Source organism: Acidovorax sp. LjRoot194 (assembly GCF_964253015.1).
Taxonomy (GTDB): domain Bacteria; phylum Pseudomonadota; class Gammaproteobacteria; order Burkholderiales; family Burkholderiaceae_C; genus Acidovorax.
The window spans coordinates 2,540,450-2,564,266 of sequence record NZ_CAXUQB020000001.1 but is presented as its reverse complement, the minus strand read 5'-3'; the positions used below and the strand labels follow the sequence as shown (position 1 = coordinate 2,564,266).

The window sequence follows — 23,817 nt, the reverse complement described above, 5'->3', positions numbered from 1 at the left end:
AATTTCAAGTTGGCGACCATCACGCGAACTGCCTAACTCTGAATCTGCGCCCACAGCTTGTCCAGCCGCTTGACGCTCACTGGCTGCGGCGTGCGCAGTTCCTGCGCGAAGAAGCTCACGCGCAGCTCTTCCAGCAGCCAGCGCAGCTCCTGCATGCGGGCATCCACCGCGCCCTTGCGCTCGGCCACCAGGCGCCAGTAACGCTGCTCTTGCGGGCGCAGTTCAGCCAGCTTGGCGGCGTCGCGGGCGGGGTCGGCGCGGTACTTGTCCAGCCGCAGCGTGATGGCCTTGAGGTAGCGCGGAAAGTGCGCCAGCTGAGTCCAGGGCGCCTGCGCGATGAACTGCTTGGGCACCAGGCGCTGCAGTTGCTGCTGCGCGTCCTGCGTGGCGTCGGGGGCGTTCTTGGTGTCCTTGATCTTGCGGGCGGCGGCGGCGTACTCGACCAGGATGCCCGAGGCCAGCCGCGCCACTTCGTTGGCGATCAAGGTCAGGCGGCCCCGGCCCTCTTCCATGCGGCGCTTGAAGGCGTACTCGTCGGTGGGCAGCGGGTCGAGCAGGAACGCGCGGTCCAGCGCCACGTCGATGATCTGGGCGCGCAGCTCTTCCTGCGTGCCGCCGCCGGTGCCGTCCGGCGACCGGCCGACCTGCATGTAGGCCACGGCCATTTTCTGCAGGTCGGGGATGTTCTTTTCCAGGTACTTGAGCGCGTCCTTGATCTGTAGCGCAAACAGGCGGCGCAGCCCGGCGCGGTGCTTGGCGGCGGCCACTTCGGGCTCGTCGAAGACTTCGATGGTCACCGCATCACCGCCGTCGATGAGCGCCGGAAAGCCCACCAGGGTCTGGCCACTCTTCTTGATCTCCATCAGCTCGGGCAGCTCGCCAAAGGTCCAGGCGGTGTAGCGCTGGCCCGCGGGCGCAGCCGGGGCAGAAGACGGCGCTGCAGCCGGTGCGGCTTTGGCACCCGCCCCGCCTTTTGCTACTGATTCAATAGCTGCTTGCGCTCGCCCAGCAAGCGGTAGAGGCTGTTTTTGCTCAATATTTGCACTGTCTGCAGCGCCACCACCGCTGCCACCACCGAGCTTGAGTCCCGCCAGCGCCTGGAAGGCGCCCCGCGCCTTGGCGCCCCATTCGGCCTTCAGGGCGCCCAGGTTGCGGCCATGGCCCAGTTGGCGACCGTGCTCGTCCACCACGCGGAAGTTCATGAACAGGTGCGGGCTGAGCATGTCCAGCTTGAAGTCGGCGCGCTTCACATCGAGCGATGTCTCGTCGCGCACCTGCTTGAGCAGTGCGTCCGTGAGGCTGCCGGTGCCAAACCGCTCGGGCGTGTTGAACAACGCGGCCAGGCGCGTGGCCGACTCGGGCAGCGGCACGAAGCGGCTGCGCGGGCGCTGGTGCAGGCTCTTGAGCAGGGCCTGGATCTTGTCCTTGAGCATGCCGGGCACCAGCCACTCGCAGCGCTCGTCGTTCACCTGGTTGAGCACGAACAGCGGGATGGTCACGGTGATGCCGTCACGCGGGTCGCCGGGCTCGTGCAGGTAGGTGGCTGTGCAGTCCACCCCACCCAGGCGCACCGTCTTGGGAAACGCGTTGCTGGTGATGCCCGCGGCCTCGTGGCGCATGAGTTCTTCGCGCGTGAGCTTGAGCAGCTCGGGCTGGCCGGGCGCGGCGCCCATCTGGCGCTTCTTCGACTCTTCGCGGTACCAGGCCTCGAAGCCATGGCCGTTGCAGATGTCCGGCGGCAGTTGCTGGTCGTAAAAGGCGTAGATGAGCTCGTCGTCCACCAGCACGTCCTGTCGGCGCGACTTGTGTTCGAGCTCTTCGACCTTGGCAATCATCTTCTGGTTGGCGGCCAAGAACGGCAGCTTGGTCTCCCAGTTGCCACCCACCAGCGCTTCGCGGATGAAGATCTCGCGTGCAGCGTACGGGTCGATCTTGCCGAAGTTGATGCGGCGGCCGCTGTAGATCACGATGCCGTAGAGCGTGGCGCGCTCCAGTGCCGTCACCTCGGCCGACTTCTTCTCCCAGTGCGGGTCGAGCAGCTGCTTTTTCAGCAGATGGCCGCCCACCTGCTCGATCCACTGCGGCTCGATGGCGGCGATGCCCCGGCCGAACAGGCGCGTGGTCTCCACCAGTTCGGCCGCTACGATCCAGCGGCCGGGCTTCTTCGACAGGTGCGCGCCCGGGTGCTTGTAGAACTTGATGCCGCGCGCGCCCAGGTACCAGTCTTCCTCTTCGCTGCGCGCGCCGATGTTGCCCAGCAGCCCGGCCAGCATGGACAGGTGCAGTTGCTCGTAGCTGGCAGGCTGCGTGTTGATGGGCCACTTGTGCTCGGTGACCACGGTGAGCAGCTGGGTGTGGATGTCGCGCCACTCGCGCAGGCGGCGGATGCTGATGAAGTTCTGGCGCAGCAACTGCTCGTACTGGCGGTTGCTCAGCTTGTGAGTGGGCGCCGGTGCCGAGGCACTGGCCACGGCGGGCGCGGGTGCCGCAGCGGCCACCAGCCGCTGGGCCACGGGCAGGTGGGCCTGCGACGGGGCGCGCTGGTGGGCCATGGCCTTCTGCGCGCGGGCCGAGGGCAGCGTGGGCGCGCCGCCGCGGGCCTCGTTGATCCACTTCCAGAGCTTGAGGTAGCCGCTGAATTCGCTCTTTTCGTCGTCGAACTTGGCATGCGCCTGGTCGGCCTGCTGCTGGGCCTCCATGGGCCGGTCGCGCACGTCCTGCACGCTCAGGGCGCTGGCGATGACCAGCACTTCGTCGAGCGCCTTGCGGTCGCGCGCCTCCAGAATCATGCGGCCCACACGCGGGTCCAGCGGCAGGCGCGACAGCTCCACGCCCATGGGCGTGAGCTCGTTGGCCTCGTCCACCGCGCCCAGCTCGGCCAGCAGCTGGTAGCCGTCGGCAATGGCGCGGCCCGACGGGGCCTCGATGAACGGAAACTGCACCACGTCGCCAAGGTGCAGCGACTTCATGCGCAGGATGACGCCGGCCAGCGATGACCGCAGGATTTCGGGGTCGGTGAAGCGCGGGCGGGCGTTGAAGTCCGCCTCGTCGTACAGGCGGATGCAGATGCCGTTGGCCACGCGCCCGCAGCGGCCCGCGCGCTGGTTGGCCGCGGCCTGGCTGATGGGCTCGACCAGCAACTGCTCCACCTTGCTACGGAAAGAATAGCGCTTCACGCGCGCCGTGCCTGCGTCAATGACGTACCGGATGCCCGGCACGGTGAGCGAGGTCTCGGCCACATTGGTCGCCAGCACCAGGCGGCGGCCGGTGTGGCCGTCAAAGATGCGGTCCTGCTCGGCCTGCGACAGGCGGGCGAACAGCGGCAGCACCTCGGCATTGCGCATGACCGGTTGGTGGGCCAGGTGCTTGCGCAGGTGGTCGGCCGCCTCGCGGATCTCGCGCTCGCCGGGCAGGAAGATGAGGATGTCGCCACCGGCATTGCCCTGCCAGAGTTCGTCCACCCCATCGGCGATGGCTTCATTGAGGCCGTAGTCGCGCGTGTCCTCGAAGGCGCGCCAGCGTTGCTCAACAGGGAACGTGCGCCCCGACACGTAGATGATGGGCGCGGGTCCTTTGGTGGATTCGAAATGCTTCGCAAACCGGTCCGCATCGATGGTGGCCGACGTGACGATGACCTTGAGGTCCGGCCGGCGCGGCAGGATCTGGCGGATGTAGCCCAGCAGGAAGTCGATGTTCAGGCTGCGCTCGTGCGCCTCGTCGATGATGATGGTGTCGTAGGCCTTGAGCAGCGGGTCGGTCTGCGTCTCGGCCAGCAAGATGCCGTCGGTCATCAGCTTGACCGACGCATCGCGCGACAGCCGGTCCTGAAAGCGAACCTTGAAGCCCACCACGTCACCGAGCGGGGTGTTCAGTTCTTCGGCAATGCGCTTGGCCACGCTGCTGGCGGCAATGCGGCGCGGCTGGGTGTGGCCGATGAGCTGGCCCTTCTGGCCCGGCTTGGCATTGCACTTGCCACGGCCCAGCGCCAGCGCGATCTTGGGCAGCTGCGTGGTCTTGCCCGAGCCCGTCTCGCCGCACACGATCACGACCTGGTGCTTCTCGATGGCCGCCATGATCTCCTCGCGCCTGCCCGACACCGGCAGCGACTCCGGGAAGGTGATGCGCAGCGGCGCGGTTTTGGGGGCAGTGGGCGGGGCTGCTGCTGGCGGGGAGGTAGGAGGCGCGGATTCGGTCATGAAGGCACGCATTATCGGAGGCAGGCGTTGGCCCTGTGCAACACAGGCCATGCGCACCGCCGCGCCGCACCTCGCACGGCACCCGCGCAGGCCCCGCTCGGTGCCGTCTTTTTGCCGAGTGCTACTTTTTGATGGGGTGGATTTCAGGATGTAATGCGCACACCCCATTCCGCCCCGACGATGTCTGCGTGGCGGGTGCCCCTCAGGATTTTGACCGCATGCTCCCGCAGACATCAGCCACCCCGTTTTCACCGGACGACAGCGCGACGCCCGCACAGCCCCCGCACCCCTCGCGCCGCGACTGGCTGGCGTGGGCCGGCGCCGCCACCCTGGCGCCCCTGCTGCCGGCCTGTGGAGGCACCGGCAACCCCGGCCCCACGCTCGCGGCCACCATGGCCTGGGGCCGCAGCGAAATCCGCCAAGCCATGCAGCGCGGTGAGGCGCGGGCGGCCTCCGTCGCCCTGCTGCAGGGCGACCGGCTGGTGTGGCAGGAGGCCTTCGGCGTGCTGGACGACACCACCCGCGCGCTGGCGACGCCGGACACGCGCTTCAACGTGGGCTCCGTGAGCAAGGTGGTGGCGGCGCTGGCCGTGATGGTGCTGGTGGACCGGCAGCTGGTGCAGCTCGATGCGCCGGTGGTGCGCTACCTGCCGCAGTTCACCATGCTGTCGCCGGGCTACCGCGACATCACCGTGCGCCACCTGCTCAGCCATGCATCGGGGCTGCCGGGCACGCACACGCACAACCTGTTCGCCACCGCGCCGCTGCCAGGCTATGCCGCCGAGCTGGAAGAAGCGCTGGCCGACGCCCACCTCAAGCACGCGCCCGGCGCGCTGGCGGTGTACTGCAACGACGGCTTCACGCTGATCGAGCGCATCGTGCTCGCAGTGACCGGGCAGACCTACCCGGCGTTCGTGCAGTCGGCCCTGCTCAACCCGCTGGGCATGGCCCGCTCGGGCTACACCCTGCTGCCGCTGCCCGAAGGCAGCTTCGCCCACGGCTACATCCGCAAGCAGCGCCAGGCCCAGGAGTTCGTGATGGGCTACGCCACCGGCGGGCTGTGCACCACGCCCGGCGACATGATGAAGCTGGCCACCATGCTGCTGCAGGGCGGCGAATACGACGGCCGGCGCGTCGTCTCCAAGGCCGGTGTGCTGGAGATGGGCCGCGGCCAGAACCCGGGCCTGCGCGCCGACCTGACGCCCGACTGGCAGTGGGGCCTGGGGTGGGACAGCGCGCAGCAGCAGGGCCTGTCTGCCGCGGGCGTGCTGGCCTGGCAAAAGAGCGGCGGCACCATGTTCTATTCGAGCGACTTCTACGTGCTGCCGCAGGCGGGCATGGCGCTGCTGATCACCGGCAGCGCATCGGCCTTCAAGCCCGGGCCGGTGGCCGAAGGCATCCTGCTGCGGGCGCTGCAGGAGACCGGGCAGCTCGCAGCGCTGCCGCCCAAGGTCTTGACGGCGGCCCCGTCACTGGCCACCTCGTCGGCCAGCGCGGTCGATGCGGTGCTGGGCATCTACGGCCGGTCCGCCAAGCCCTTGAAAGCCACCTCGCCCGACAGCCAGCAGATCGACCTGTGGGTGTGGTCTGCCGAGGCCAGGAGCTGGACGATGCTGAGCGCCGGGCTGCGCCTGCGCAGCGACGGCTGGTGGTGGTCCGACGCGCAGCCGCGCACCCAGTACCGCTGGGAGCAGGCCGACGGCCGCCGCTACCTGCTGTCGCGCGAGCCTGCCACGGCCGGGCACTACTGGGTGACCATGCCCATGGCGCAGCAGATGCCCCGCGCCGCCGCGCCGCTGCCCGCACCGTGGGTGGCGCGCCTGGACAGCCACTGGCTGCTGGCGAACGAGGCGCCCGAATCGATTCCGCTCGCGTTCGGCGTGCCCGCAGCAACGCTCCGCGAACTGCCCGACCTGCCCGGCTACCTGTTCTGGGACGACAGCCAGTTCTTGCTGCCGCTGTCGCCCGACCGCGCGGGCATGACCGTTCAGGTACCCCTGAACGACGGCCGCGACTTGGTCGAGCTGGTGGTGCAGGCGCGCGACCAGCAGGAATGGCTGCACGCGGCCGGGTGGAGCTACCGCCGCCAGGCCTAGCCCGGCACGCACCCGCCCTGCCCCACGGCCACCCGCGCACACGCGCCGGCTGCGGCGCACTGTGCCTTTCATGCGACAGATGCAGGCTGCGACGGCCCTGAGCGCTTGCCAAGCCGCAGAGCCCTCGCCACAATTCGCGCTTCTTTCTTTCAGCCACGGGCACACCGCCACGCAGCCGCTGAAACCACTGGAGGTCACCGCTATGTTTGTTCCTTTGTCCGCAATCACCTGACCACAGTCCACCGCCCCGGCTGGACTGTGCATTCACAAGTCCAGCCAAGGCCGACAAGCGCGCTATTGCACCCCGTGCAGCGCTCCACAAGCCCTGGCTACCTTGCCGGGGTTTTTTGTTTGTGGAGTGCACATGAGTGCTCAAAAAATCTCTCGGGCCTTTGCCCAGGGTCAAGTCAAGAAGCTGCGCCGCATGAAGCAGCCCCTGGTTCTGAAGCTCGAGGCCTCGGGCCCGCCCCGAAACCCTGTGGCCACTGCGCTGGCCCAGCGCAGCCTGTCGAGTGCGGCAGGCAAGCACATCCGAAGCGCCGGCGCCCAGCGCCGCGCGGACAAGGTCGCCCTGCGCAAGGCGACACGAACAGACGTTTCTTTCCATGACTGACAACAACCATCCCGCCGCCGCACTGGCGGACACCCGGGCGCCGTGGGGCGTCGCCCAACCTGGGCACCCAGGGCAACCTGCATCCAGGGCAACGCCCGACCCGGCGGAACCCCGCACGCTGAACGTGGACGCCACTGTGGCCCTGCACGGGCTGCCACCCGCGCACAGTGCAGCGGCTGTGCCAACACACCGGCTGCCCACCGCCGCCGAACTGGCCCAGCGCCAGCAGCACCTGGCCGACACCGCGGCGCAACTCAAGACCGAGCTCGTCGGCATCGACGAGGTCATCGACCGCGTGATCGATGCGGTGCGCGCCTGGTACGTGCTGCCGCAGCTCATCCGCCGCCCGGTCATCGTCTGCCTGTGGGGCCTGACCGGCACGGGCAAGACGCAGCTCACGCGGCGCCTGGCCCAGCTGCTGGGCTTCTACGACCGCTTTGTCGAAGTGCAGATGGACGGCTTCAGCCACGGCGCGGGCTACCGCAGCTCCACCATCTCCGGCATGCTGGCGGACTCCGGCATCTCCGAAGGCGCGCCGGGCATGCTGGTGCTGGACGAGTTCCAGCGCTTTCGCACGGTGGACCGCAAGGGCGAAGAGGCCAAGGTCGAGCGCTACCAGGACGTTTGGTCCCTGCTGTCGGACGGGCGCCTGCCGCCCGCGCTGACGGCCCTGTCCAACATCGAACGCAAGCTGGCCGACAGCCACTACGAGGCCGAGCGCGCCGAGGACGACGAGAACGAACGCGCGGGCAAGAAGCCTTACCGCTTTCAGCTCGACGCGTGGGACGCGCAGGAGCTCAAGCGCATGCTCAAGCTCTCCGAACCCCTGGCGGAGATCATGCAATGGCCTTCGGCCAAGGTGCTGGCGATGTACATGGAGTTCCAGCGCTCCAACCAGTCGTGGGAGACCGACTACAGCCGGCTGCTGGTCTTCGTGTGCGGCAACCTCGACGAGATGTACCACGAGACCGCGCAGCGCGTGGAAGACTGCGACACCGACGCCGACATCTTTCACCGCCTCACGCGCAAGCTGTCCATCATCGACGTGAAGAAGGCGCTGTCCGAGCGCTTCAAGCCCGAGCAGATCGCGCGGCTGGGCAACGAGCATGTGATCTACCCGTCGTTCAGCCGCGCCACGTACGAGCTGCTGATCCGCCAGCTGTGCGACCGTTACGTGCAGGACGTGGCCGCCCAGTGCGGCGTGCGCTTTGCGATCGGAGAGGACGTGCAGCGCGAGATCTACGCCAACGCGGTCTTCCCCGCGCAGGGCACACGGCCCCTGTTCTCGTCGGTGCACGCCATCCTGAGCGCGAATCTGGTCAAGGCCACGCTGTGGGTGATGGAGCAATCGCTGCCGCTGTCGCAGGTGTTCGCCATCCACCTCGCGGCAGACCGCCGCCACCTGGCCGTGCAAGGCACCGACGCCCACGGCGGCACGCACGAGCGCCAGTTCGCGGTGGCGCTGGAACTCAACCGCCTCAAGCAGCGCGCCAACGCGGATTTTCGCGCGCTGCTGGCGGTGCACGAGGCCGGGCATGCTTTGGTCTACTGTCTGCTGTTCGGCCAGGCCCCGCAGGAGGTGAAGATCAACATCGCCTCGTTCGAGGGCGGCTACAACAGCTTTGCGGGCCTGAAGGTCACCACGCGCCAGAATGCGCTGGACATGATGTGCGTGGGCCTGGCCGGCCGCGTGGCCGAAGAGCTGGTGTTCGGCGAGATGGCCTGCACCACGGGCGCCGAGCAGGACTACAAGCAGGTGACGGCCGAGGCCGCGCGCTACGTGCGCCACCATGGCTTTGGCGCGCGCATCAGCCGCACCGACGCCACGGTGGAGATGGACAACCACATCAACACCGACGTCGGCCCCAGCAATGCCGCCATCGAGGCCCTGCTCCAGTCGCAGTACCAGCGCACCCAGGCGCTGCTGCACGGCCACCAGCCCGCGCTCAACGCCCTGGTGGGTGCGCTGATGGACCACGGCATGATCGCGCAGGACGAGATGCAGGCGCTGCTGGCGGCCCAGGGCCTGACGCTCGCCGTGCGGCCCGGGTCGTGCGGCGGTGCGGAAGATTCGCTGGTTCTGGAGCCCTTTGCCGAGCGGCTGGCGCTGTTTCAGCGCCACGGCGCCACGCAATGAGGCGCGCGGTCACCACAAGGATGCCCTGCATGCTTATGATGCGCGCCTACAGCGGATTTACACCGCAGGCTTTCACACACCACCCGCCATGTCCGCCGTTTTCAATTTCACCTTCGTGCCCTGGTTCCGCTCGGTCGCGCCGTACATCCACAAGTTTCGCAACCAGACGTTCGTGATCGGCCTCACGGGCGAGGCGATTGCGGCGGGCAAGCTGCACAGCCTGGCGCAGGACCTGGCGCTGATCCAGGCCATGGGCGTGAAGATCGTGCTGGTGCACGGCTTTCGCCCGCAGGTGAACGAGCAGCTGGCGGCCAAGGGGCATGCGGCCAAATACTCGCACGGCATCCGCATCACCGACTCGGTGGCGCTTGACTGCGCGCAGGAGGCCGCGGGCCAGCTGCGCTACGAGATCGAGGCCGCGTTCAGCCAGGGCCTGCCCAACACGCCCATGGCGGGCGCGACGGTGCGGGTGATCTCGGGCAACTTCCTCACGGCGCGGCCCGTGGGCATCGTGGACGGGGTGGACTTTCAGCACTCGGGCCTGGTGCGCAAGGTGGACGTGGCCGGCATCCAGCGCACGCTGGACATGGGGGCGCTGGTGCTGCTGTCGCCTTTCGGCTTCTCGCCCACGGGCGAGGCCTTCAACCTGAGCATGGAAGAAGTGGCCACCAGCGTGGCCATCGAGCTGCGCGCGGACAAGCTGATCTTCTTGACCGAGGTGCCCGGCATCCGCATGCAGCCGAACGAGCCCGAGAGCGAAGACAACCCCATCGACACCGAGCTGCCGCTGGCCGCCGCGCAGGCCCTGCTGGCCACGCTGCCCGAGGCGCAAACGCCCACCGACACCGGTTTTTACCTGCAGCACTGCGTGAAGGCCTGCAAGGCCGGCGTGGAGCGCAGCCACATCCTGCCGTTTGCGGTGGACGGGTCGCTGCTGCTGGAGGTGTACGTGCACGATGGTATCGGCACCATGGTCATCGACGAAAAGCTTGAAGAGCTGCGCGAGGCCACCATCGACGACGTGGGCGGCATCCTGCAACTGATCGAGCCGTTCGAAAAGGACGGCACGCTGGTCAAGCGCGACCGCACCGAGATCGAGCGCGACATCGCCACCTACACCATCATCGAACACGACGGCGTGATCTTTGGCTGCGCAGCGCTCTACCCCTACCCCGAAGCCCGGACGGCCGAGATGGCCGCGGTGACCGTGTCGCCCCAAAGCCAGGGCACGGGCGACGGCGAAAAGCTGCTCAAGCGCATCGAGCAGCGCGCCCGCATCCTGGGACTGGACAGCATCTTCGTGCTGACCACGCGGACCATGCACTGGTTCATCAAGCGCGGGTTTCAGCCGGTGGACCCGGACTGGCTGCCGGATGCACGCAAGCGCAAGTACAACTGGGACCGCAGAAGCCAGGTGCTGGTGAAGAAGCTCTGAATTTTTGGTTGGTGGCCTGCGGCTTGCGGCTTGCGGTTTTCAGTTGGCGTGACCGTAGGGCATGGCAACCTCACACCCGTTCACGCTGAGCTCGTCGAAGCGCCGCGCAAGGCTTCGACAGGCTCAGCCCGAACGGTGGGTGGCTACTCAGACTCAGCCCGAACGGTCGGTGGCGGCTGAGACACAGCACGAACGGTCTGCCGTGACTGAGACCTATCCCTGGTTCGCATGCCCAGCCCCATCACCACAAACCGTTCACGCTGAGCTCCGTCGAAGCGCCAAGAGAGGCTTCGACAGGCTCAGCCCGAACGGTGAAGCGGTGACTGAGGCTTGACCGGGACTGAAAGCTACCCCTGCCTGGCAGCCACCACCGCACGCGCCACCTGCGCAATCGCCGCATCGCGCTGTTCAGACGACGCCGTCGACGCGGTGATGTAGCAAGTCACCACCACCGGCGCCCCGCCACCTGGCGGCCACATCACAGCGATGTCGTTGGAGGTGCCGCTGTTGGTGGTGCCCGTCTTGTCCCCCACCTTCCAGCCCGGCACGCCGGCGCGCAGGCGCTTGTCGCCGGTGCTGGTCTCCACGAGCCAGCGCTGCAGCCAGGCGCGCGACGCGGGGGTGAGCACGTCGCCCAGCACCAGTTTCTGCAGGGTCTGCAGCATGGCCAGCGGCGTGGTGGTGTCGCGCGGGTCGCCCACCCGGGCTTCGTTCAGCGTGGGCTCGGTGCGGTCCAGCCGGGTGATGCCGTCGCCCAGCGACCGCACGAAGGCGGTGAACGCGGCCGGCCCGCCGTGGCGCGCCAGCAGCACGTTGGCGGCGGTGTTGTCGCTCAGGCTCACGGTGGCGGCGCACAGCTCGCCCACCGTCAGGCCGCCGCCGTCGCCCGCGCGGGGGCCGCTGGCGGGTGAATACGCCACCACATCGGCCGCGGCGTAGTGCACGCGCGTATCCAGGCGCTCCTTGCCCTGGTCCACCAGCGCCAGCATCCAGCCCGCCAGCACCGCCTTGAAGGTGCTGGCCATGGCAAAACGCTCGTCCTGGCGCCAGCCCAGCGCCAAGCCCGTGCCGGTGTCGAGCATGGCCACACCGAGGCGGCCCTGGGCGGTGCGTTCGATGCCGGCCAGGGTGTCGTTCCAGGCCCGCGCAATGTGGCCGCCGGCAGCGCGACCCGGCCCGCCGGCGGCATTGCCGGCGCCGGCACAACCCCACAGAGGTACCGCTGCAGCGGCCATCAAGCCCAAGGAAAACTGTCGTCTTTGCATAAAAATGGGGAGTGAAGTGGAAACAAGGCCTGAACGATAAGGACTCCGGGCCCGCAGCACCATCGACAATAATTGCCGCCAGCCCCAACAAAAACTTGGAGCGGCACACACAACGCTTTCGGCGTCACTGCGGCGCCCGGGTCCCAGTACTACCGCACTGTCCGCATCGCATCGCCTGGCCCGACCCGCTGCGCCGAGTTGTGTGATCCGCTCTCAGCCTTCGCAATGCACCTGCCACTGAACGCCCTGCGCGCCTTCGAAGCCTCGGCGCGCCACCTGAACCTCACGCGCGCGGCCGAGGAACTGCACGTCACCCAGACCGCGGTGAGCCAGCACATCCGCAAGCTCGAAGACCGCCTGGGCAAGCCGCTGTTTCGCCGCCTGCCGCGCGGCCTGGCGCTGACGGACGAGGGCCAGGCGCTGCTGCCCGTGGTGGTGGAGTCGTTCGCCAACCTGGCGCGGGCGCTGGAGAAGCTGGGCGACACCCGCCCGCGCGAGGTGCTGACCGTGGGCGCCGTGGGCACGTTCGCCGTCGGCTGGCTGCTGCCCCGGCTGCGCGACTTTCAGGCGGCGTGCCCGTTCGTGGACCTGCGCCTGCTCACCCACAACAACCGGGTGGACATGGCCGGCGAAGGGCTGGACTTTGCGATCCGGTTCGGCGACGGCGCGTGGCATGGCACGCACGCCGAACGCATCATGGACGCGCCGATGTCGGTGATGTGCACCCCGGCCCTGGCCCACGGCCTGCGCACCGCTGCCGACCTGGCGCGCCAGCCGCTGCTGCGCAGCTACCGCGCCGACGAGTGGGCGGCCTGGTTCGAGGCGGCGGGCGCACCCTGCCCGGTGGTGCGCGGCGCCGTGTTCGACTCATCGCTCACGCTGGCTGAAGCCGCTGCGCAGGGCGCCGGCATGGCACTGCTGCCGGTGCGCATGTTCACGCGCGAGCTGCGCCAGGGGCGGCTGGTGCGGCCGTTCCCGCAGGAGCTGCAGCGCGGCTCTTACTGGATCACGCGGCTGCAGTCACGCCCGGCCACCGGCGCCATGGCGGCCTTCTGCGACTGGTTGATGGCCCAGGCGCGCAGCGAGATCGATGAATTGGAATAAAAAAGGCAGCTACCGCTCTCTGGACGGTCGCCAATAGCTATTAAAAATATAGCAAATGCTCCCTTGCCAGAGGTGGAGACAAGCCCGAGGCGCGGGGGCGTTCAGACGTGCAGCGGCATTGGCAGGGTGGCGCAGGCGTTCGTTCCACGGTCCACGGACGGGGTCAGGCGGCCAAGCCGGCGCTACGCAAACCCCAGCGCCGCGATGTCCACCCCATCCACCTGCCCGGCGTCGAGAAATTCCTGGCCGTAGCGCAGGTACACCCCTTCGCGCACGAATACCTCGAACAGGTCCGGGTCGATGTGCCCGTTGTCCCGCATGCGGCACATGATCGCCAGCGCCTGCGACAGCGTCATGCCGCTTTTGTACGGCCTGTCGGCCGCGGTCAGTGCCTCGAAGATATCGGCGATGCCCATCATGCGGGCCTGCAGCGACATCTGCTCGCGCGTGAGGCCTCGGGGGTAGCCCTTGCCGTCCATGCGCTCGTGGTGGCCGCCTGCGTACTCGGGCACGTTCTTGAGGTGCCGGGGCCAGGGCAGCGTCTCCAGCATCTTGATGGTGGCGACGATGTGGTAGTTGATGGTGTCGCGCTCGGCCTGGTTCAGGGTGCCCGAGCGGATGGTGAGGTTCTCCACCTCTTCGGCGGTCAGAAAGCTGGTCTGCACGCCCTGCGGGTTGCGCCAGTGCCGCAGGGCGGCGATGTCGCGCACGCGCTGCTGGTCTTCGGCCCGCATGGCTTCGCTGCCGGTGTTGCAGCGGCGCAGGAAGTCGCGGTCTTCTTCCAGCGCCTGGATCTCGTGCTGCAGGCCCAGCAGCTCCTGGCCCTCGGCGCGCGCGTCCACCACCGGGCGCAGCGCCAGCTGGCGGCGCAGCGCGGCCAGCTCGGCATCGCGCTTGAGCACCTCGAAGCGGGTGTCCACCACGCCGATGCGGTCGTATAGGGTCTGCAGCTTGGTGGCCTTGTCCACCACGTGCACGGGGGTGGTGATCTTGCCGCAGTCGTGCAGCAGGCCGGCCATCTTGAGCTCGTACCGGTCGCGGTCGCTCATGCTGAAGCCGGCCAGCGGGCCGCTCTGCGTGGCGTTCACGGCTTCGGCCAGCATCATGGTGAGCGCCGGCACGCGCTGGCAGTGGCCGCCGGTGTAGGGGGACTTTTCGTCGATGGCCAGGTTGATGAGGTTCACGAACGACTCGAACAGCCGCTCCAGCTGTGTGATGAGCAGCCGGTTCGTGAGCGCGATGGCAGCCTGCGATGCCAGCGACTCCGCCAGGCTCTGGTCGGCCTCCGAGAACGTGGTGACGTCGCCGGTGTCCGGGTCGTGCGGGTTGATGAGCTGCAGCACGCCGATGAGCTCATGGTCGTGGTTCTTCATCGGCACGGTCAGGAACGAGCGCGAGCGGTAGCCGGTGCGCGCATCGAACGCCCGCGTGCCCGAGAAGTCGAACCCCGCCGCGGCATACGCATCGGCAATGTTCACCGTGCGGTCGTGGATGGCGGCGTGCGCGGCCACCAGCGAATCATTGGGCGAGCCGTCGGCGTGGCGCAGCGGCAGGTGCGGAAAGTCGATGGGCTTGCCCGTGGTGCCGCCCAGGCGGATGCCGAGCGAATCCGTGCGCAGGATCTCGAACTTGAGCGCCGTGCCGTCGTCCGTCACGCTGTAGAGCGTGCCGCCATCGGCGCCGGTGATGGCCTTGGCGGCCTCCAGGATGTTCTCCAGCAGCCGGTCGATGTCCCGCTCACGCGACAGCGCGGCGCCGATGCCGTTGAGCTGCTCCAGCCGGCGAAAGAGGTTGACTGTGGATTCCTTGCCCATAAAAGCCCTGCGTCCCGCGGTGGTGAGAGCGTGCCGTGCGCGCCCCAACGCACATCGTAACGAAAAGTGACCGCTATCATCAGCCCCCTGCCCCTCCCTTTTCTCATCCCTCCCGCTATTTTTGTGGACTCGGTCACACCCCGCTTTCTCACCGCCGCCCTCTACCAGTTCGTCGACCTGCCGGACTTTGCAGACCTGCGCGAGCCCTTGCAGTCCCTGTGCGACACACACGGCGTGCGCGGCATGCTGCTGCTGGCGCCCGAGGGCATCAACGGCACCATCGCGGGCGAACCGCAGGGCGTGTACGCCGTGCTGGCCTGGCTGCGCAGCGACCCGCGGTTCGCCGCCCTGCAGCACAAGGAGGCGTATGCGGAGCGCCTGCCGTTCTACCGCATGCGCGTGCGGCTCAAGCGCGAGATCGTCACCCTGGGCGTGCCGAGCCTGAACCCGGCGCGCAACGCGGGCACCTATGTGAGGCCCGAGGACTGGAACGCGCTCATCGACGACCCCGGCGTGGTGGTGGTCGACACGCGCAACGACTACGAAGTGGGCATCGGCACCTTCCAGGGTGCCGTCAACCCGCACACCAGCAGCTTTGCGGAGTTTCCGGCCTGGGTGGCCGCGCAGTCGCAACCGGGCGGCGTGCTGGCCGGCAAGCCGCGCGTGGCCATGTTCTGCACCGGCGGCATCCGCTGCGAGAAGTCCACCGCGCTGCTCAAGTCGCAGGGGTTCGAGGAGGTGTTCCACCTCGAAGGCGGCATCCTCAAATATCTGGAAACCGTGCCCGAGGACGCCAGCCGCTGGCAGGGCGACTGCTTCGTGTTCGACGAGCGCGTGTCGGTGGGCCACGGCCTGGTGCGCGGCCACCACCAGCTGTGCCGGTCCTGCCGCATGCCGCTGGGCGAGGCCGAGCTTGCGTCGCCATACTATGTGCGCGGCGTAAGTTGCCCCTATTGCCACGGCACCCGAACGCCAGAGCAGGAACGTGCCTTGGCCGAGCGTCAACGCCAGATGGACCTGGCAGACCAACGCGGCGAAGCCCACCTGGGCGCACGCCAGCCGGGCAACCCGGCGCGGCGCATCGTCACGGATGAGGCGACAGGTGGGGTGACAGGCGAGGACGGCTCCGCTTGAGCGCCCTGCCCGTTCTCTACTCCTTTCGCCGCTGCCCGTATGCCATGCGCGCACGGCTGGCGCTGGCCGTCAGCGGCCAGGTCTGCGAATTGCGCGAGGTGGTGTTGCGCAGCAAGCCCCAGGGCCTGCTGCAGGCCTCGCCCAAAGCGACCGTGCCCGTGCTGGTGCTGGCGGACGGGCAGGTGCTGGACCAGAGCCTGGACATCATGCTGTGGGCCCTGCAGCGGCACGACCCCTGCGACTGGCTGGCGCCGAGCGATGGCAATCTGCAGGACATGCTGGCGCTGATTGCCGAATGCGATGGCCCGTTCAAACACGCGCTGGACCGTTGCAAGTACCCCAGCCGCTACCCGGACACCGACATCGACACCGAGCGTGCCAAAGCCACTGCCTGGCTGGGCCTGCTGGACGCGCGCCTGTCCACCCAGCCCCACCTGTTCGGCACCCATGCGGCGCTGGCCGACATGGCCATCAGCCCGTTCGTGCGCCAGTTCGCGGCGATCGATGCACCGTGGTGGGACGCCCAGCCCTGGCCCCATCTGCAGGCCTGGCTGGCACACTGGCAGGCGGCGCCGCTGCTGGCCCGCGTAATGGACAAACTGCCGGCGTGGGTGGATGGGACGCAGGGGTTGGTGTTTCCAAGCAGTGGATCACTGGGGATCACCGCTACTGCGATCTGCAACTGATGAGAAAGGTTTTAAATGGGTGCGTGGTCCCATCAATCATTTGGAAACGATGCTGCTCTTGATTGGGTCAGCCATCTCGAAAAATCTTCAAGTTTGAAGATTGTCGAGATCACCCTCCAAAATGTCATGGACGTTGGCCTTCGGCCACTGGATGCGACAACTGCGGGTGAAGCTATCGCGGCAAGCGAGGTCGTTGCCAGCCTGCTCGGGCGGCCCGGCTCAATCGACGCTTATTCGGAGTCGGTCGATAGGTGGGTAAAGTCGATGAATCTGGTGCCAAGCAAAGCGTTATTGGAGACAGCGCTTCTTGTGCTCGACAGAATAGAAATCGAACCCTCCGAACTTCGAGACCTTTGGCTGGAAAGCGGGGAGCTCGCTGAATGGTCCGCCGCAGTCCAAGACCTCAGGACGCGCCTCACGGAAAAGCCAGCACGCCTCAAAAGGCGGCAGTCATCCGAAGCACATAAGAAGACAGGCCGGAAATTGCTTGAACGAGGGGATCTGTTCGAGGTTTTGACGCATTCAGGCAAATCGCTGATTGGACAGGTACTTGAACCTGAACCCGCTATGCACATCTGCATCCTGAATTGTTCCGGTGATTCGTATCGCGTTGATCCTGATTCGATACGCCTTGCTCAATCCATATTCGAAGGCAAAAGCACGGGTGACGAGTTTATGCGGGGCAACTGGGTGTGGTGTGGGCATGCAGAAGCACGAGAATTTCACAAGCCATTCCATATCGTCAACACCAATGATGGGCTTGTACTTCGTGACTTCGACAGGACCGTCATTCGGCTTGCGACTGAAAAAGATGAAGCGATGTATGGGTTCGAAAGCTATTTTTCAGGGGCCACATTCACCAATGCCGTCAGTCGCTACTTCATCGATGGACTTGACGCGGTCTACGGAAATATTGATGTCCGCCGGCTACGCGAACAATCCAATCTGACTTGAGAACAATCAGCAAGTTGTACCCAAAGCAAAGGCGCTCAATGAGCGCCTTTTCTGTATGTCCAACACCTGGTGGCGTCACGCTATCGAATACCCCGAACCTTTATGGCTGCCGCCCCTCAGAGCGCGCACCAGCAACGCCAGCAGCACCACCGCAAAGCCCACGAAGCAGACGAACGACCAGTTGGCAATCGATCCACCCAGGAAGGTCCAGTCGATGGCAGCACAGTCGCCCGAGCCGCGGAAGATCATGGGGATGGCGCGGCTGATGGGGTAGTTTTCGATCATGCCGTAGAAGTCGCGGCCGCAGGTGGCGACTTCGGGCGGGTACCACTGCAGCCAGCTCTGGCGGGCTGCCACGAAGGCGCCGAAGCCGGAGGCGATGACGGCGATGCCCGCCATCGACATCCACCAGCCGCGCGAGTCGCGCGCGGCGGCCAGGCCGGTGAAGATGGCAACGCCGATCAGTGCGTAGCGCTGAACGATGCACATGGGGCAAGGCTCCAGGCCCACCACATGCTGCAGGTACATGCCAAAAGCCAGCATGGCCACGCAGGCAGCGCTGATCAGTGCCAGCACACGGCGCGGGTTCGCGGTCAACCAATTCATTTTTTATCCCTCATCCAATAAGCCGTTGCAAACGGTGCCGCCGGTGAAACGGGCACGGTCCGCGCCAGTGCACCCGTGGATCTGGCTCCGCCAGTCCACCGGGTGCGTCCCCCACAGGGGGATGGCGCCGAAGGCGACTCAGGGGGGAATCAGATCCCCGCGGCGTGGTCCAGAAAAACCCGGGCGCGGCGCGGTGTCACCACCAGCGTTTCACCCTCTTTGAAACCCATCTCCTTGAACTGCTGCGCAGGGATCTGCGCTTCGATCAAGTGGTCCGGGGACGCATTGTCCGCTGGTTTGTGATCGTCGGAAGGAATAAGTTCCAGCCGCGCGATGGGGCCCACCACGATGGCGCGGCTCAGCTGCGCCACGATGCCGCGCGGGCGGCCTTCGGCGTCGAGCCCGGCGCCGGGCGAGTAGCGCTGCACATCCAGGTCGTGCGGCCGCACATAGGCAAAGGCCTTGGCGTTCTGCGCGGTCTGGTGTTCGGGCGAGTCGATCTGCATGCCGTCCAGGTGCACCAGCCCTTCGTGGGCGCGGCCATGGAACAGGTTCACGTCGCCCAGGAAGCCGTAGACGAAGGGGCTCGCGGGCTGGTCCCACACCTGCTGGGGCGAGCCGCTTTGCTCGATGCGGCCCTGGTTGATCACGACCACGCGATCGGCCACCTCCAGGGCCTCTTCCTGGTCGTGGGTCACGAAGATGCTGGTCACGTGCAGCTCGTCGTGCAAGCGGCGCAGCCAGCGGCGCAGTTCCTTGCGCACCTTGGCGTCCAAAGCGCCGAAGGGCTCGTCGAGCAGCAGCACCTTGGGCTCCACCGCCAGCGCGCGGGCCAGCGCGATGCGCTGGCGCTGGCCGCCGGACAGCTGCGAAGGGTAGCGGTCGGCCAGCCAGTCGAGCTGCACGAGCTTGAGCAGGTCGGTCACCTTCTGCTTGATCTGCGCTTCGCTCGGGCGCTCGCCGCGGGGCTTCACGCGCAGGCCGAAGGCCACGTTCTCGAACACGGTCATGTGGCGGAACAGCGCGTAGTGCTGGAACACGAAGCCCACGTTGCGCTCGCGCACGTGCACGTCGGTGGTGTCTTCGCCGCTGAAGTGGATGGTCCCGACATCGGCCGTCTCCAGGCCCGCGATGATGCGCAACAGCGTGGTCTTGCCGCAGCCCGAGGGGCCGAGCAGCGCGATGAGTTCGCCGGAGGCGATGTCCAGGCTGACATCGCGCAGTGCGTGGAAGTCGCCGAACTGCTTGCTCACGTTACGGATTTCAATGCTCATATTCTTCTTCCTTCAGCGCGCGGCAGTAACAACAGCCGGTGCGGGGCGCTCGGGGGGCAATTGGGCAGCAGCCTTTTGTGCCTGCTCGTTGCGGTGTTCGGCAATGGTCTTGATGACCAGCGTGACCAGGGCCAGCAAGGCCAGCAGCGATGCAGCGGCGAACGCGGCCACGGACTGGTACTCGTTGTAGAGAATTTCGACGTGCAGGGGAATGGTGTTGGTCTGCCCACGGATGTGGCCCGACACGACGGACACCGCGCCGAACTCGCCCATGGCCCGTGCGTTGCACAGGATCACGCCGTACAGCAGGCCCCACTTGATGTTGGGCAGCGTCACGTACCAGAAGGTCTGCCAGCCGGTGGCGCCCAGCACGATGGCGGCCTGCTCCTCGTCGTTGCCCTGCGCCTGCATCAGCGGGATCAGTTCGCGCGCGATGAACGGGAAGGTCACGAACACCGTGGCCAGCACGATGCCCGGCACCGCAAAGATGATCTTGATGTCATGCGCCTGCAGCCAGGGGCCGAACCAGCCCTGCGCGCCGAACATCAGCACGTAGATCAGGCCGGCCACCACGGGAGAGACGGAAAACGGCAGGTCCACCAGCGTGGTCAGGAAGGCCTTGCCCTTGAACTCGTACTTGGCAATGCACCAGGCGGCCGCTACGCCGAACACCAGGTTCAGCGGCACCGCGATGGCGGCGGTGATCAGCGTGAGCTTGATGGCCGCCCAGGCGTCGGGCTCGCGCAGGCCTTCAAGATAGGCGCCAAAGCCTTTGCGCAAAGCCTCTGCGAACACGGCGGCCAGCGGCAGCACCAGGAACAGCAGCATGAAGATCAGCGCGATGGTGATCAGCGTGTAGCGGACCCAGGGCGCTTCGGTCGTGCCCGCCTGTGCGCGGCGGATGGTGCGGGAGTTGTTGCCGCTCATGCTGGAGCTCCCGCGTGGCGTCGCTGCCAGGCCTGTAGTGCGTTGATGACCAACAGCAGGATGAACGAGATCACGAGCATGACCACGGCCACGGCGGTGGCGCCGGCGTAGTCGTACTGTTCGAGCTTGCCGATGATGATGAGCGGCGTGATTTCAGACACCATGGGCATGTTGCCGGCGATGAAGATCACCGAGCCGTACTCCCCCACCGCCCTTGCGAATGCCATGGCAAAGCCGGTGAGCAGCGCGGGGGTGATGGAAGGCAGGATGACCTTGGTGAAGGTTTGCAGGCGCGTGGCCCCGAGGCAGGTGGCGGCTTCTTCCAGTTCCTTTTCAGCGTCTTCCAGCACGGGCTGCACGGTGCGCACCACGAACGGCAGGCCGATGAAGATCAGCGCGATCACGATGCCCGCGGGCTTGAACGCCAGCTGGATGCCCATGGGCTCCAGGATGCTGCCGACCCAGCCATTGCCGGCCAGCAAGGCGGTCAGCGAGATGCCGGCCACGGCGGTGGGCAGCGCAAACGGCAGGTCCACCAGCGCGTCCACAATCTTCTTGCCCGGAAACTTGTAGCGCACCAGCACCCAGGCGATCAGCAGGCCGAACACCAGGTTGACCAGTGCCGCCAGGAACGAGGCGCCGAAGGTAAGGCGGTACGAAGCCATCACGCGCGGCGCGCTGATGGCGGCCCAGAATTGCTCCCAGGTCAGGGTGAAGGTCTTGAAGATCAGTGCCGACAACGGGATCAGCACGATGATGCTCAGATAGAAAAGCGTGTAGCCCAGGGTCAGCCCAAAGCCGGGCAGCACGCGTTTGGGCGCGCGCCGTCCGGCCGGGGCTGCGGCCACTGCAGTTGCGGTGGTCATAAGTGAGGAGGTAGAGACGAAGCGCGCTGGCTTACTTGGCGCCGGGCGTGTAGATCTTGTCGAACTGGCCGCCGTCGTTGAAGTGCACCTTCTGCGCTTCGGTCAGCGAGCCGAAGTACTTGGCCACCGTGAACTGCTTGAGCGGCTTGAAGGTGTCGGCGTACTTCTTGAGCACGGCTTCCGAACGCGGGCGGATGGCGTGCTTGGCGGCGATTTCCTGGGCTTCGTCAGAGTACAGGTAGTCCAGGTACGCCTTGGCCAGCTGGGCCGTGCCCTTCTTGGCCACGGTGCGCTCCACCACGGCCACGGGGTTTTCGGCCACCACGCTCACCGACGGGTAGATCGCATCGACCTTGCCAGCACCGAACTCGCGGTCGATGGAGACCACTTCGGACTCGAACGTGATCAGCACATCGCCCTGGTTGCGCTGCAGGAAGGTGGCGGTGGCATCGCGCCCGCCCTTGGCCAGCACGGGCACGTTCTTGTAGAGCTTGCTCACGAATTCAGCGGCCTGCGCTTCGGTGCCGCCCTTTTCGCGGATGGCGCCCCAGGCGGCCAGGTAGGCATAGCGGCCGTTGCCGCCGGTCTTGGGGTTCACCACGATGACTTGCACGCCGGGCTTGATGAGGTCTTCCCAGTCCTTGATGCCCTTGGGGTTGCCGTTGCGCACCAGGAACAGCATGGTCGAGGTGGTGGGCGATGCGTCGTGCGGAAACTTCTTGGTCCAGTCCTTGGCCACCACGCCGTTGTCGGCCAGGAACTGCACGTCGGTGGTCGTGTTCATGGTGACCACGTCGGCCGCCAGGCCGTCGTTCACGGCGCGCGCCTGGGCGCTGGAGCCGGCGTGCGACTGGTCGATCTTGATGTCCTGGCCGGTGGTCTTCTTGTAGTGGGCAGTGAAGGCGGCGTTGTAGTCCTTGTAGAACTCCCGCGCCACGTCATACGACACATTGAGCAGTGAGTTCTGCGCTGCGGCCATGCCGCTGGCGGCCAGGGCCAGGGAGGCCAGGAGAGTCTTGAGTTTTAAAGAGGTCATGGTCGCTTCGCCCGAAGGTGCTGGTACTGGAGATGCGCCATTGTGTGGATCAACGGCTTAAAACTCAAAAGAATATATTCTTGTTAAATAATCAGCTATTGGCATATAGATTTTCTATGGCCGGGCGGTGGACGAAATCCGCCGCTGATGCGTGTCGGGCGCCAGGACTGCGCTCACAGCCAAAGACCCCTCTAGCGCTTGCAGGACAAGCGCCAGCAGCTACAAAATTGATAGCCTGCAGTCTACAGCGCGGCCGAAGACGCCTGCGCCTGCTGCGGGGCCGGCTGGGCGGCCTGGGCCCGGAGGGCGGGTTCACCCTCCAGCGACTGGAGCAACGCCCATCCCAAAGGCCATTCGCCATGGCCGGATTCGATGTTGATGTGCCCCGCGTTCTGCATGCGCACGAACTCGCTGCCCCAGGCCCGCGCATAGGCGCCCGCCAGGCGGATGGGGCAGTACGGGTCGTTGCTGCTGGCCACCACGATGCTGCGGTACGGCAGTGCGGCATACGGCACCGGCGCGAAGTCGCTGAGCACCGCGCGGCGCTCCGGGTCGGCCGGGGCCACCAGCAAGGCGCCGCATACGCGGGCTGCCACCTCGGGGCTGATGTGGCTCGTCGCAATGCAGCCCAGGCTGTGCGCCACGATCACCACCGGGTGGGGCGCGGCGAGCACGGTTTTTTCAAGCTGGCCCACCCAGGCCGCGCGGGTCGGTGTGATCCAGTCGTCCTGCACCACGCGGCTGGCATGCGGCAGGCGCTCGGCCCACAGGCTCTGCCAGTGGCCGGGACCGGAGTCACGCCAGCCGGGAACGATGATGATGGAGGTGGTGGTCACGAAGATCAGGGGGCCAGCCACTGCGTTGCGCAGCGGCCCTGCCCTGTTGTTGTGGTTTTTGTCTTCCTTTTCTGCCGCGCTTACTTGTTGGGCTGGGGCGTGATGCGCAGGTAGGGGCGCACGGCCTTGAAGCCCTTGGGGAAGCGCTGCGCGATCTCGGCCGGGTCCTGCAGGCTGGGCACGATGATCACGTCGTCGCCGTCCTTCCAGTTGGCGGGCGTGGCCACCTTGTGGCTGTCGGTCAGCTGCAGCGAGTCAATCACGCGCAGGATCTCGTCGAAATTGCGCCCCGTGCTGGCGGGGTAGGTGAAGGTCGTGCGGATGACCTTCTTGGGGTCGATGATGAACACGCTGCGCACCGTGACCGTGGTCGATGCGTTGGGGTGGATCATGTCGTAGAGGTCTGCCACCTTCTTGTCCGCATCGGCCAGGATGGGGAAGTTCACCGTGGTGTTCTGCGTCTCGTTGATGTCGCCCACCCAGCGGTTGTGCGAATCGACGGGGTCCACGCTCACGGCGATGGGCAAAACGCGGCGCTTGGCGAATTCGCCGCCCAGCGCGGCCGTCTTGCCCAGCTCGGTGGTGCAAACGGGCGTGAAGTCGGCGGGGTGCGAGAACAGCACGACCCACGAATCACCCGCCCATTCGTGAAAATGGATGGTGCCGGCAGTGGATTCCTGGGTGAAGTCGGGGGCGGTATCGCCGAGTCGCAGGGTGGCCATGGAACTTGCTCCTTGAATGTCTGATGGGTCATTCTGCGAGCCGGCCTTTAAAACCCAAACGAATATATAGCTCTTACTTAATCTCCAAAAGGTCTATAGGCTGATTCACTTCGGGG

18 protein-coding genes are annotated in these 23,817 nt (G+C 66.6%); 8 read left to right on the top strand and 10 right to left on the bottom strand.

Going from position 1 to position 23,817, the window contains the following annotated elements; genetic code table 11:
- Window positions 1–32: 32 nt before the first annotated feature.
- A complete protein-coding gene (gene hrpA / locus ACSQ3N_RS11505; RefSeq protein WP_056169301.1) occupies window positions 33–4,196 on the bottom strand; it encodes an ATP-dependent RNA helicase HrpA in 4,164 nt (1,387 codons plus the stop codon).
- A 218-nt stretch (window positions 4,197–4,414) separates the two neighbouring features.
- Here hrpA and ACSQ3N_RS11500 point away from each other — a divergent pair, with 218 nt between their 5' ends.
- From ACSQ3N_RS11500 to argA, 4 genes are all read left to right on the top strand, one after another.
- On the top strand, window positions 4,415–6,292 hold the full coding sequence (locus tag ACSQ3N_RS11500; RefSeq protein ID WP_436146317.1) for a serine hydrolase domain-containing protein: 1,878 nt from the start codon (window positions 4,415–4,417) through the stop codon (window positions 6,290–6,292).
- Between the two features lie 364 nt (window positions 6,293–6,656).
- Entirely contained in the window at window positions 6,657–6,905 is a 249-nt protein-coding gene (locus ACSQ3N_RS11495; protein WP_436146316.1) for a hypothetical protein, read from the top strand.
- Window positions 6,898–9,042 (top strand): AAA family ATPase, encoded by a 2,145-nt coding sequence (locus ACSQ3N_RS11490; RefSeq protein ID WP_436146315.1) that lies wholly within the window; start codon window positions 6,898–6,900, stop codon window positions 9,040–9,042. The genes ACSQ3N_RS11495 and ACSQ3N_RS11490 overlap by 8 nt, the downstream gene beginning before the upstream one ends.
- An 88-nt stretch (window positions 9,043–9,130) precedes the next feature.
- Entirely contained in the window at window positions 9,131–10,477 is a 1,347-nt protein-coding gene (gene argA / locus ACSQ3N_RS11485; RefSeq protein WP_056168478.1) for an amino-acid N-acetyltransferase, read from the top strand.
- Window positions 10,478–10,824: 347 nt separating this feature from the next.
- Here the strand turns inward: argA and blaACA are convergent, their stop codons facing one another.
- Entirely contained in the window at window positions 10,825–11,742 is a 918-nt protein-coding gene (blaACA, locus tag ACSQ3N_RS11480) for an ACA family class A beta-lactamase (RefSeq protein ID WP_436146314.1), read from the bottom strand.
- 225 nt (window positions 11,743–11,967) lie between these two features.
- Here blaACA and ACSQ3N_RS11475 point away from each other — a divergent pair, with 225 nt between their 5' ends.
- Window positions 11,968–12,846 carry a LysR family transcriptional regulator gene (locus tag ACSQ3N_RS11475; RefSeq protein WP_436146313.1) on the top strand — a complete coding sequence of 293 codons (879 nt, stop codon included), beginning with the start codon at window positions 11,968–11,970 and terminating at the stop codon, window positions 12,844–12,846.
- A gap of 182 nt (window positions 12,847–13,028) precedes the next feature.
- Here ACSQ3N_RS11475 and ACSQ3N_RS11470 read toward each other — a convergent pair whose 3' ends face one another.
- Window positions 13,029–14,660, bottom strand: a complete 1,632-nt coding sequence (locus ACSQ3N_RS11470; RefSeq protein WP_436146312.1) for an HD-GYP domain-containing protein — start codon at window positions 14,658–14,660, stop codon at window positions 13,029–13,031.
- Window positions 14,661–14,783: 123 nt separating this feature from the next.
- On the opposite strand from ACSQ3N_RS11470, the gene trhO reads away from it, so the two are divergent.
- The 3 genes from trhO to ACSQ3N_RS11455 are packed head-to-tail and all read left to right on the top strand — an operon-like array spanning window position 14,784 to window position 17,434.
- Window positions 14,784–15,794 carry an oxygen-dependent tRNA uridine(34) hydroxylase TrhO gene (gene trhO / locus ACSQ3N_RS11465; protein ID WP_436147946.1) on the top strand — a complete coding sequence of 337 codons (1,011 nt, stop codon included), beginning with the start codon at window positions 14,784–14,786 and terminating at the stop codon, window positions 15,792–15,794.
- Window positions 15,791–16,480 carry a glutathione S-transferase gene (locus tag ACSQ3N_RS11460; RefSeq protein ID WP_436146311.1) on the top strand — a complete coding sequence of 230 codons (690 nt, stop codon included), beginning with the start codon at window positions 15,791–15,793 and terminating at the stop codon, window positions 16,478–16,480. The genes trhO and ACSQ3N_RS11460 overlap by 4 nt, the downstream gene beginning before the upstream one ends.
- Before the next feature lie 15 nt (window positions 16,481–16,495).
- On the top strand, window positions 16,496–17,434 hold the full coding sequence (locus ACSQ3N_RS11455) for a DUF4259 domain-containing protein (protein ID WP_436146310.1): 939 nt from the start codon (window positions 16,496–16,498) through the stop codon (window positions 17,432–17,434).
- 75 nt (window positions 17,435–17,509) lie between these two features.
- Here the strand turns inward: ACSQ3N_RS11455 and ACSQ3N_RS11450 are convergent, their stop codons facing one another.
- The 7 genes from ACSQ3N_RS11450 to ACSQ3N_RS11420 form a co-directional block, all read right to left on the bottom strand.
- Complete coding sequence (locus tag ACSQ3N_RS11450; protein WP_436146309.1) at window positions 17,510–18,040, bottom strand: disulfide bond formation protein B; 531 nt, start codon at window positions 18,038–18,040, stop codon at window positions 17,510–17,512.
- Between the two features lie 149 nt (window positions 18,041–18,189).
- The gene (locus tag ACSQ3N_RS11445; protein WP_056412545.1) at window positions 18,190–19,314 is read right to left on the bottom strand and encodes a sulfate/molybdate ABC transporter ATP-binding protein; all 1,125 of its coding nucleotides are present in this window, start codon (window positions 19,312–19,314) and stop codon (window positions 18,190–18,192) included.
- A gap of 12 nt (window positions 19,315–19,326) precedes the next feature.
- A complete protein-coding gene (gene cysW / locus ACSQ3N_RS11440; protein WP_436146308.1) occupies window positions 19,327–20,241 on the bottom strand; it encodes a sulfate ABC transporter permease subunit CysW in 915 nt (304 codons plus the stop codon).
- The gene (gene cysT / locus ACSQ3N_RS11435) at window positions 20,238–21,107 is read right to left on the bottom strand and encodes a sulfate ABC transporter permease subunit CysT (protein WP_056168448.1); all 870 of its coding nucleotides are present in this window, start codon (window positions 21,105–21,107) and stop codon (window positions 20,238–20,240) included. Before cysT ends, cysW begins: the two co-directional genes overlap by 4 nt.
- 31 nt (window positions 21,108–21,138) lie before the next feature.
- A complete protein-coding gene (locus ACSQ3N_RS11430) occupies window positions 21,139–22,143 on the bottom strand; it encodes a sulfate ABC transporter substrate-binding protein (RefSeq protein WP_056168445.1) in 1,005 nt (334 codons plus the stop codon).
- A 242-nt stretch (window positions 22,144–22,385) separates the two neighbouring features.
- The gene (locus ACSQ3N_RS11425) at window positions 22,386–22,979 is read right to left on the bottom strand and encodes an RBBP9/YdeN family alpha/beta hydrolase (protein WP_436146307.1); all 594 of its coding nucleotides are present in this window, start codon (window positions 22,977–22,979) and stop codon (window positions 22,386–22,388) included.
- An 80-nt stretch (window positions 22,980–23,059) separates the two neighbouring features.
- Window positions 23,060–23,701 (bottom strand): peroxiredoxin, encoded by a 642-nt coding sequence (locus tag ACSQ3N_RS11420; protein ID WP_436146306.1) that lies wholly within the window; start codon window positions 23,699–23,701, stop codon window positions 23,060–23,062.
- Between the last annotated feature and the right edge of the window lie 116 nt (window positions 23,702–23,817).

Bases quoted from the DNA above. Each gene is read 5' to 3' on its own strand.
- ACSQ3N_RS11430 (WP_056168445.1), bottom strand. From the start codon at position 22,143: ATGACCTCTTTAAAACTCAAGACTCTCCTGGCCTCCCTGGCCCTGGCC.
- cysT (WP_056168448.1), bottom strand. From the start codon at position 21,107: ATGACCACCGCAACTGCAGTGGCCGCAGCCCCGGCCGGACGGCGCGCG.
- ACSQ3N_RS11450 (WP_436146309.1), bottom strand. From the start codon at position 18,040: ATGAATTGGTTGACCGCGAACCCGCGCCGTGTGCTGGCACTGATCAGC.
- cysW (WP_436146308.1), bottom strand. From the start codon at position 20,241: ATGAGCGGCAACAACTCCCGCACCATCCGCCGCGCACAGGCGGGCACG.
- ACSQ3N_RS11420 (WP_436146306.1), bottom strand. From the start codon at position 23,701: ATGGCCACCCTGCGACTCGGCGATACCGCCCCCGACTTCACCCAGGAA.
- hrpA (WP_056169301.1), bottom strand. From the start codon at position 4,196: ATGACCGAATCCGCGCCTCCTACCTCCCCGCCAGCAGCAGCCCCGCCC.
- blaACA (WP_436146314.1), bottom strand. From the start codon at position 11,742: ATGCAAAGACGACAGTTTTCCTTGGGCTTGATGGCCGCTGCAGCGGTA.
- ACSQ3N_RS11445 (WP_056412545.1), bottom strand. From the start codon at position 19,314: ATGAGCATTGAAATCCGTAACGTGAGCAAGCAGTTCGGCGACTTCCAC.
- ACSQ3N_RS11495 (WP_436146316.1), top strand. From the start codon at position 6,657: ATGAGTGCTCAAAAAATCTCTCGGGCCTTTGCCCAGGGTCAAGTCAAG.
- ACSQ3N_RS11490 (WP_436146315.1), top strand. From the start codon at position 6,898: ATGACTGACAACAACCATCCCGCCGCCGCACTGGCGGACACCCGGGCG.
- argA (WP_056168478.1), top strand. From the start codon at position 9,131: ATGTCCGCCGTTTTCAATTTCACCTTCGTGCCCTGGTTCCGCTCGGTC.
- ACSQ3N_RS11455 (WP_436146310.1), top strand. From the start codon at position 16,496: ATGGGTGCGTGGTCCCATCAATCATTTGGAAACGATGCTGCTCTTGAT.
- ACSQ3N_RS11475 (WP_436146313.1), top strand. From the start codon at position 11,968: ATGCACCTGCCACTGAACGCCCTGCGCGCCTTCGAAGCCTCGGCGCGC.
- ACSQ3N_RS11470 (WP_436146312.1), bottom strand. From the start codon at position 14,660: ATGGGCAAGGAATCCACAGTCAACCTCTTTCGCCGGCTGGAGCAGCTC.
- ACSQ3N_RS11500 (WP_436146317.1), top strand. From the start codon at position 4,415: ATGCTCCCGCAGACATCAGCCACCCCGTTTTCACCGGACGACAGCGCG.